We start from the raw sequence: 8,788 nt of genomic DNA on the forward strand, positions 1-8,788 counted from the left end.
TTAATCCTATTGCCTCCTTAAATCATGCAATCTTGGCCTTATAAGGGCAAAAATATTATTTAAATTAATTCCTAAAAGCCTTAATAATCAAGGATTGTGGCGAATATATTCTAATAGAAGTCGCGAAAATAAATTTATTGAAAGAATTACCCTAAAATTCGGATTTCCACCTGGATGAGTGCCCATCATCTCTAAATGGCTGTCCGTCTTGCAGCGAGTGCGGAACTAAATATTCCACAGGATGTCATTTACTAAAGCTTTGGTTATGTTAGGGTAAAGGGAATGTTATGCTAGAGTCAACAAAAAATGGCTGACATGTGCTTAATGACCAATCAGGAATGACACTTTATACCTTGCTAAAGAGTAAGAACTTGGAACCATTAGCATTCAATAATTCTCAAAATAAAGCTTGAGTCCAACGCTTGTTGAAACAGTCCAATCTGGAGATTGGCTACTGCAACACTGCAGAAATATCGCACCCGTTGCCAATTGAAGAGGAAGAACATCCTCCTCGGAATCGGTGAAGAACTTCTGTTGCCATGCATTAGGGACAACAGGCCAAATTTTTGCTGTCTATTAAGGAGTAAATTGCGTATCATGCCACAGCCAATAGTTATCGAGTTTCTAGGAATGATGGGAGCTGGGAAAACCACTATCGCCCGCTTAGTAATTGATGAGTTGCAGCGTCGAGGCTATAAATGCCCATCAACAAACCAAACTGCCGAGTGGATGATTAAATCCGGATTCAACAACTTACCGAGAGCAATTGGATTACTAGAAAAACTCAGTTATTACTCAAAATTCTCTTACCTAATTGCTGCCTTACGATTTCCGCTAATAGCCTTCCGGTCATATCGTTATGCTCTTAGTGTTGTGCCACAGAACCGATATAGTTGGCAATCAAGTAGGACTCCCATGAACTGGAGGGGAATTTTTAAAAAGTACATCTGGAATTCTCCCTATGATATCGTTGTCTTGGAAGAGGGAGCCCTTCAATATAACATTCAAATACCTTTGTTTGGTGAACAATACTCCAGTGCTGCCCAAAGGAAGCTTATTTCCAGTTTTATGGAGAAAGAAAATCATTTGTTTGTTTGCGTAAAAATTGATACGGAAACAGCTATGGAACGAATTCAGGGTCGAGCTGCTGCCGCCCATCAGGAAGGCTTTTCATCGTGGCAATTTGAAGATGAGACCGAGGAGTATCAAGTCCAGAAAGCAGACCAAGCTATTAGTCTCTTTGAATCAACTTTCAACCATATTAAGGCACTCAGACCTGACTCCCTAATAGAGATTGATTCTCGGACAGATCCAAAAGAGAATGAAGAGCGAGTGATTGCGTTTATCGACAAACACTTTCCCTTGAAAGAGAAAAATGCTTATACTAACTCTGGGTTGCCTACCCCTTTTGTGAGACGAACCACACAGGCACAGAGTTCGCTCCAGGAGAAAACAAGAGGACATTAAAAATTACTAGGTTAGTTCTCTAGCCATCACCCTAACCTCAAGCCTTAAACCTTGTCCCTCCGCCACCAAGCTCGCACCAATTGAATTTCTTCGTAACTGTATTGTTCTCCCAGATGTTCCCGGATGATTTTTAGGGAATCAGCACCGACAGTTTGAATGGCTTGCACTATCTGATTTTGCCGCTCCGGACACACCATTCGATTGATATCAACGGGTTGTTGCATCTCTAACAGCTCACTCAAATGAGTCACAATTGTGCGAGGGGTAAAACCGCGCTTTTGCGCAATTTCTTCAACACTCAATCCTTGCTGATAGTATTGCAGTGTTACCATGTGAGTGTTAGAAGGCAGAGGCACTGGTAGTTTTTGTTCCTGACAGAAGGCACGGATTTCTGAAACAAATGTATTTCCGTATTGATTGACTTTATTCGTCACGACACCGGAAATTTTCGCAAAAGATTCAAGGGTTTGAGGTTGCAACTGTGCCATCAGTCTGAGGCTGGAATCAGGAAAAATTACATAAGGTGCAACAGATTGGGTATCGGCTATGTGTTTACGCAACTTTCGCAGGCGTTCAAAGAGGATTTCTATTTCGGCATTTCTGGGGTTAATCTCGGCTAATGCTTTAGCGACGGGTGTTTGAGTGATGGCAATTTGAACGGTTCGCTGACTCCGCAGTATTTCCCAGCTCAGTTTGTTAAGCTTTAGGATACGGTAGCCATCGGTCGTCTCGTCAACTAAACCTTGATGTAAGAGCGATCGCGCCAACATCTTCCACGCATCGACACTTCTATCCTTGCCAATGCCGTAGGTAGAGAGCAGGTGATGCCCGTACTGCTCGATTTTCTGCTTTCTCGAACCCCGCAGCACATCAATAATATGTGTCATCCCAAACCGTTCTTTGCAACGCGCCACACAGGAGAGGAACTTTTGCGCTTCAATTGTCCAATCTTCTACAGGTTTGGGGTTGCGACAGTTATCACAGTTCCCACAATCCCCTTTAAACCGTTCGCCGAAGTAGCGTAATTGGATGGTACGGCGACAGTCGGTTCCTTCGGCGTAGTCGATTACCTGACGCAACTGTTGATGGGCAACTCGTTGTTCTTTGGGATCGGGTTTTTGCTCGATGAGATAATCAATGGTGCGGATATCAGCGGCACCGAAGAAGAGGGTACAATGTGCCGGTTCCCCATCACGTCCCGCTCGTCCTGATTCCTGATAGTATCGCTCTAAGTTGTGAGGTAAGTCGTAGTGAATGACGAAGCGCACATCGGGCTTATTAATACCCATACCAAAAGCAATGGTGGCTACCATCACCCGCACGTCATCCCGAATGAAGCGCGTTTGATTGGTTGCCCTGGCTTCATCACTCATCCCGGCATGGTAAGGCAATGCATCAATCCCATCTTTCTGGAGACGAAAAGCGACTTCATCCACCGCACGACGACTTAGGCAGTAAACAATGCCTGAGCCTTTATGGGATTTAATTTTTTTTAATAGCTGGTTGTAGCTGTGGCGTTCTTTGGGTTGAACTTCGTAGTACAGGTTGGGACGGTTGAAGCTGGCAATGTGAACTCCGGGTTGCCGCAACGTCAGTTGTTCAAGGATATCCTGTTGCACACGTTTGGTGGCGGTGGCAGTGAGGGCGAGAATGGGGATATCGGGATAACGTTGGCGCAGTTGCCTCATTTGCCGATATTCTGGGCGGAAGTCGTGCCCCCACTCAGAAACGCAGTGGGCTTCATCAATGGCAAAAGCGGAAATACCAATTTGCGATCGCACTTTCTCCAGAAATGGTAGAAATTTCTCCCCCAGTAAGCGTTCGGGTGCAACATAAAGGAGTTTAATTTTGCCGTTGAGGATGGCGAGTTCGCGCGATCGCACATCGTCCCAGCTGAGCGTACTATTGAGAAATGTCGCCCCAATGCCATTATCCACGAGGGCATCCACTTGGTCTTGCATCAGCGCAATTAACGGCGACACCACCACTGTTAAACCGGGTTTTAGCAGCGCTGGCAGTTGGAAACATAGGGACTTCCCACCACCTGTGGGCATGATAATCAGTAAATCGTGATTCTGGAGCGCTTGTTCAACAATCTGTCGCTGCCCTGGACGAAAGGCATCGTAACCAAAGAAATGTTTGAGCGCTTCCTCCAGAGAGTGAAACTGGGGCATGGTAAATGAGGTGAACCTTTATTGATTATGGCGTAGGGCCGGTGGCTGAAGTTGACCAAGAGTCACCAACTTGGTACTCATCGTCCGAGTTTGCTGGTGTGTTCATAACTTCAGTCGCAAGGATCGGTTTCCCCTCTTGAGGTACTGCTTTCGGATTTTCTTAGATCATTTCACTTTTACTGCGCTACGCATTGACCGCCTTAACGTCAGCCTTGCTTGCCGTCTGCGAATGATTTTCATGTTTCAGTCCCCTTACGGGGATTGAGTCAGCCGAAAGCCTCCATAAGATGCTGGTTCCTTCTTAAGGATTCTCTCTTTAAGTTTAAGTGTCGTAGGCGATCGCGCATTAGACGGCAGCCGCGTCCACCCATTCACTGTTTCGCGACAGTAAAACTTTTCTAGTGCTTCACCTCATAATAGTAGTTAGAAACTTTATTAAGTTAAGTAACAATGCCAAAAGCAATCTGGAATGGTGCAGTTCTCGCCGAGAGCGACAAGTGCGTAGTCGTGGAAAACAATCAATACTTCCCCCCCGACGCCATCAATAAGGAGTACTTTAAGGACAGCAATACCCACACCACCTGCCCTTGGAAGGGCGTTGCTAGCTACTACAGCATTGAAGTGGATGGACAGGTTAACAAAGATGCCGCTTGGTACTATCCCACAACGAAAGATGCGGCAAAAAATATTGAAGGCTATGTAGCATTCTGGAAGGGCGTAAAAGTTGAGGTGTAGTTAGCCATCCTGGGGGTAAGGTATGCCTTGCCCCTACGTTAATTTTCTACTTTTTTTAATGGCATTTATCAGCTCGTCACGATAATCTTCATCATCTTCAGCGTTGGCACTGGCTAAGGTACTGTTGACCGCTCGACTCACGTTTAGTTCATTATTCAGCAGCGTGTTGAGGATATCTAACTGAGCATCCAGAATTTTGGGGCGTTTTTCGTACCAAGTGGCAATTATTTCTGATATCTTCTCTTCATCCTCAGGCAGGGCAGTGGCGAGCTTATCCAAGGTTGCCCAATCTTGAGGGGAAAAGAGCGATCGCTTCGTTTTCAACAGCTCAATGAAAGCTTTGATGTTCTGTTGATGAAATGACATTACCAGAGTCCTCAAAATTTTTGGCTTGCCGCTTGACGCGGGTGTTGTTTGGGGGTATGGATGAGATTGCCTCAATCCTCTCTTTAGCGATCGCTCTGTTGAGGAAAACATCATCACTTTTTACCACAAAAACAGTTTAAACAATACAAACTTGATTTAGCCCCAAGACATACTCAATGAGTCTTATGATTTTTTAGATAGTGATACTTCAGCCTGGATGAGTTGACACAGGCACCCTAGCCATTATTTCTATACACCAAATATAGCCAATGGACAAATTAATTTTAATCATAGGCTTGATAGGCTTGATCGTGGGCTTCATAGCCATTTGGTTGAACAAGCAGACAAACGCACGGAACCGCATCAGCCATGAACGAGCAAAAAACGCTTTATTACAGTTTGAAACACGCTTAGATGGACTAGAGAGGCAACTACAGCAGGAGGAACAGGAACGCACCACACTTCCGGCTGAACTCACAACCCTACCCACTCAGCTCGAAACCATCCAACACAATTACTCCCAACTGCATTCTCAACTCTCAACCCTACAAACTCAGTTAGAGTCAACCGATGGGGAACGTAGGCAACTCAACTCGCAATTAATAGAACTGCAAAACCAATTCGGGACAGTTTATCAAGCGATTACACCCTTACACACCCAACTCACTGAGCTACGCAGCCAGCTAGAGAACACCAACCAGGAGCCAGGGGAATTCCCTACCCAACTTGCAGAGCTGCAAATCGATTTAGAGACTGCCAACCAAAAGCGTGAGTATCTGCAATTCCAAGTTTCAGAACTACAAAGCCATATTCAAAGCATTACTCAAGAGCGCGAACAACTGTATTCCCAGCTGTCACAACTGCATCAACAGGTTGACAGCGTCCAGCAAGAGCGTGCACCTCTACAATCCGAGCTATCACAACTGCAAAACCAACTGCTTACCTTACAGCACGGACGCACTGATCTGCACTCTCAACTTCCCCAACTCCAAAATCAGCTAGAGACAACCACTCAAGAGCGTGAGTACCTAAATTTCCAAGTTGCCCAATTGCAAAACCAACTAGAAACTCTCATGCAGGAGCGATCGCAACTACACTTGCAACTATCACAATTGCACCAGTACATCGATAGTATCCGGCAGGAGAGTGTACCCCTACACACGGAGTTTTCACAACTGCAAAACCAAGTCCTTAGTGTTCAGCAGGAGCGCAGCCAACTGCACTTGCAACTTCCTCAACTCCGAACACAGGTGGAGTCAACGGCTCAAGAGCGGGAGTACCTGAACTTCCAAGTATCGGAACTTCAGACTCAACTAGAAACCCTCACACAGGAACGAGAGCAACTACACTCTCAACTGTTGGAACTACGCCAGCAAATTGACAGCGTCCAGCAGGAGCGTATGCCCCTAGAGTTCGAGTTCGCCCAACTGCAAAACCAAGTTCTGAGTGTCCAAGAGGGGCGCAGCCAACTGAACTCACAACTTCCTCAACTCCGAACTCAGTTAGAGACAAGCGCTCAAGAACGTGAGTACTTGAACTTCCAAGTGTTGAAATTTCAGACTCAACTAGAAACCCTCACACAGGAACGAGAGCAACTGCGCTCTCAACTGTCGGAACTACGCCAGCAACTTGACAGCGTCCAGCAGGAACGTCTACCCCTAGCGTCCGAGTTCGCCCAACTGCAAAACCAAGTTCTGAGTGTCCAAGAGGAGCGCAGTCAACTAGACTTACAACTTCCTCAATTACAAAGCCAATTCGAGAAGACACAGCAAGAGTGTGAGTACCTGAGCTTCCAACTGCCGGAACTGCAAAGTAAATTGGAAAGTCTTACTCAAGAGCGTGAGCAACTCCACTCTCAACTCTCGCAACTGCGCCAGCAAATTGACGGCATTCAGCAGGAGCTTATGCCGCTACAGCCGGAATTAGCGGAACTGCAAAACCAGTTTCTCACCCTCCAGCAGGAACGCACTCAATTGAACTCCCAACTTGCCAAACTGCAACGCCAAGTAGCCCAGGTTAGCCAACAGCGTGAGCAACTGCGATCGCAAAAGTCGGAGCTGCAAAACCAATTAGAGCAGGTTCCCCCACAGCCTGAACCGATCCAATCTCAGCCAGCTGAAGTCTTACCGCTGATGCAGGTATCAACCTCAGCTCCACAAGTTTCCCAGGATACGGGTTGGATTGTGTCTCAACAGGGTGAGGGAGACTATCGTACCATTCGTGAAGCGATCCGAAACGCTCAAGAGGGCGATCGCATTTTCATCCGTCCAGGGTTATACCAAGAAAGTCTGATTATCGACAAGTCTCTAGAAATCATTGGTGACGGGGATGTCGAAGCCATCATTATCCAAAGCGAGGACTCCAATTGCCTGCGGATGCAAACTGATTCTGCCTTGGTACGTGGCTTAACACTGAGTGAGATGGGGAGACATTACACCGTTGATATTTCCCAAGGGCAGCTCATCCTCGAAGACTGTAATATTACAGCCAACTCAAACTATAGCGTAGTTGCCATTGGTGGCCCGACCGCTAACCCCATCATCCGCCGCTGCCACATCTATGAAGGGAAATGGAATGGAATTTGGGTTTCCAACAATGCCAGAGGCACGGTGGAGGACTGCGATATCTTTGAAAACGGCAGTTCTGGAGTCGGGATCGGACAGGGAGCCAAATTAATTATCCGACGTTGTCAAATTAATCAAAACGGAGGGAAAGCGATCGCTGTCTATAACAAAGGTGAAGCCACCGTTGAAGACTGTAACTTGACAGGAAACGCAGATGGTGCATGGGAAATTGCCCAAGGAGGTTATGTCCGCAGTACTAGGAATATAGATGAAGTCTGAAATTACATGACTTCCTCAAACTTCAGACGGCTTCAGACTTCCCTCACCAGAGGGATGATTCACTTTCTCCCTTTATCGAACATCAAATTAGGGAATTAAGGGAGAACAGGCCATGCAGCTAGCAGGGAAAGTCGCATTAATTACAGGTGCCGGTTCTGGTATCGGGAAGGCTGCTTCCCTGCTGCTGGCGCAAGAAGGGGCAAAAATCGCCGCTTTGGGTCGAACTGAGGATGAACTCCAAGAAACAGTCACCAAAATACAACAGGCTGGTGGTGAAGCTATACCCGTCTGTGCCGATATCTCCCATCCCGATGAGATGCAACAAGCTATACAAACGATTGTGAATCAATGGGGGCGTCTGGATATCGTTTTTGCGAACGCCGGAATTAACGGTGTCTGGGCACCCATTGAGGAGTTGGAACCTCAAGAGTGGAATAAAACGATTAATGTCAATCTCACAGGCACCTTTCTCACGGTAAAGTATGCTGTGCCTTACCTGAAAAAACAGGGTGGCTCAGTGATTATTACTTCCTCGGTTAATGGCACACGCATCTTTAGCAATACGGGAGCTACGGCTTACTCTTGCACGAAAGCCGCTCAAGTTGCCTTTACCAAAATGGTGGCTTTAGAGCTGGCAAAGCACCGTATCCGTGTGAATGTGATTTGTCCGGGAGCCATTACCACTAATATTGATGAAAGTACTGAGCAACGGGATTTAGAGGAGATTAAGGAACCGGTGGAGTTTCCTGAGGGTAGGATTCCACTGACAGATGGCAAACCTGGCTCCTCTGAGCAGGTGGCTCAGCTCGTGTTATTTTTGGCCTCGGATGCTTCCAGCCATATTACTGGCACGGAGATGTGGATTGATGGTGGTGAGTCATTATTGCAAGCGTGAAGTACCCGCAGACTTTGCTACGTTATTCATGCTAACCCCCTAAATGTGTGTCCGAACCCATCAGCGAGACGATGATATGATAGGTCGAGCTTGTAAATCCACCAGCTTAAAATTGCGAAAAACCTTTTCAACTGCCACTAAGACTACCAGAAGATACAGTACTTAATCAAGCAACGCTTGCTTTTACAACAGGATGGCTCTGCGAAGAATTCTTATTTATTATTCCTCATCCTAGAGTTAATGATTCAGTAAATACTAGATATGATATTTTTGTAAAAGCAACTGAAGTTATTTATCATACCTATTGT

At 46.2% G+C, this 8,788-nt stretch carries 7 protein-coding genes; 5 read left to right on the forward strand and 2 right to left on the reverse strand.

The annotated features are described in order from the left end of the window. Positions 1-597: 597 nt before the first annotated feature. On the forward strand, positions 598-1,467 hold the full coding sequence (locus V6C93_RS16065) for a hypothetical protein (RefSeq protein ID WP_333477676.1): 870 nt from the start codon (positions 598-600) through the stop codon (positions 1,465-1,467). A gap of 44 nt (positions 1,468-1,511) precedes the next feature. On the opposite strand, the gene recQ is transcribed toward V6C93_RS16065, so the two are convergent. Then, on the reverse strand, positions 1,512-3,641 hold the full coding sequence (gene recQ, locus V6C93_RS16070) for a DNA helicase RecQ (protein ID WP_333477677.1): 2,130 nt from the start codon (positions 3,639-3,641) through the stop codon (positions 1,512-1,514). 450 nt (positions 3,642-4,091) lie between these two features. Between recQ and V6C93_RS16075 the strand changes: the two genes are divergently transcribed. Next, positions 4,092-4,376, forward strand: a complete 285-nt coding sequence (locus tag V6C93_RS16075) for a DUF427 domain-containing protein (RefSeq protein WP_333477678.1) — start codon at positions 4,092-4,094, stop codon at positions 4,374-4,376. A 33-nt stretch (positions 4,377-4,409) separates the two neighbouring features. On the opposite strand, the gene V6C93_RS16080 is transcribed toward V6C93_RS16075, so the two are convergent. Continuing rightward, on the reverse strand, positions 4,410-4,742 hold the full coding sequence (locus V6C93_RS16080; RefSeq protein WP_333477679.1) for a hypothetical protein: 333 nt from the start codon (positions 4,740-4,742) through the stop codon (positions 4,410-4,412). Here V6C93_RS16080 and V6C93_RS16085 point away from each other — a divergent pair. From V6C93_RS16085 to V6C93_RS16095, 3 genes are all read left to right on the forward strand, one after another. Next, positions 4,736-4,882, forward strand: coding sequence for a hypothetical protein (locus V6C93_RS16085; protein WP_333477680.1), 147 nt, complete (start codon positions 4,736-4,738; stop codon positions 4,880-4,882). The genes V6C93_RS16080 and V6C93_RS16085 overlap by 7 nt on opposite strands. A 129-nt stretch (positions 4,883-5,011) precedes the next feature. Next, complete coding sequence (locus tag V6C93_RS16090; protein ID WP_333477681.1) at positions 5,012-7,585, forward strand: right-handed parallel beta-helix repeat-containing protein; 2,574 nt, start codon at positions 5,012-5,014, stop codon at positions 7,583-7,585. Between the two features lie 112 nt (positions 7,586-7,697). Beyond that, positions 7,698-8,480: an SDR family NAD(P)-dependent oxidoreductase gene (locus V6C93_RS16095; RefSeq protein ID WP_333477682.1), complete on the forward strand. Its 783-nt coding sequence runs from the start codon at positions 7,698-7,700 to the stop codon at positions 8,478-8,480. Positions 8,481-8,788: the final 308 nt, after the last annotated feature.

It is taken from the genome of Allocoleopsis sp. (genome assembly GCF_036703385.1).
GTDB lineage: Bacteria > Cyanobacteriota > Cyanobacteriia > Cyanobacteriales > Coleofasciculaceae > Allocoleopsis.

Coding starts and splice junctions, on each gene's coding strand:
- V6C93_RS16065 (WP_333477676.1), top strand. CDS start 598: ATGCCACAGCCAATAGTTATCGAGTTTCTAGGAATGATGGGAGCTGGG.
- recQ (WP_333477677.1), bottom strand. CDS start 3,641: ATGCCCCAGTTTCACTCTCTGGAGGAAGCGCTCAAACATTTCTTTGGT.
- V6C93_RS16075 (WP_333477678.1), top strand. CDS start 4,092: ATGCCAAAAGCAATCTGGAATGGTGCAGTTCTCGCCGAGAGCGACAAG.
- V6C93_RS16085 (WP_333477680.1), top strand. CDS start 4,736: ATGACATTACCAGAGTCCTCAAAATTTTTGGCTTGCCGCTTGACGCGG.
- V6C93_RS16080 (WP_333477679.1), bottom strand. CDS start 4,742: ATGTCATTTCATCAACAGAACATCAAAGCTTTCATTGAGCTGTTGAAA.
- V6C93_RS16090 (WP_333477681.1), top strand. CDS start 5,012: ATGGACAAATTAATTTTAATCATAGGCTTGATAGGCTTGATCGTGGGC.
- V6C93_RS16095 (WP_333477682.1), top strand. CDS start 7,698: ATGCAGCTAGCAGGGAAAGTCGCATTAATTACAGGTGCCGGTTCTGGT.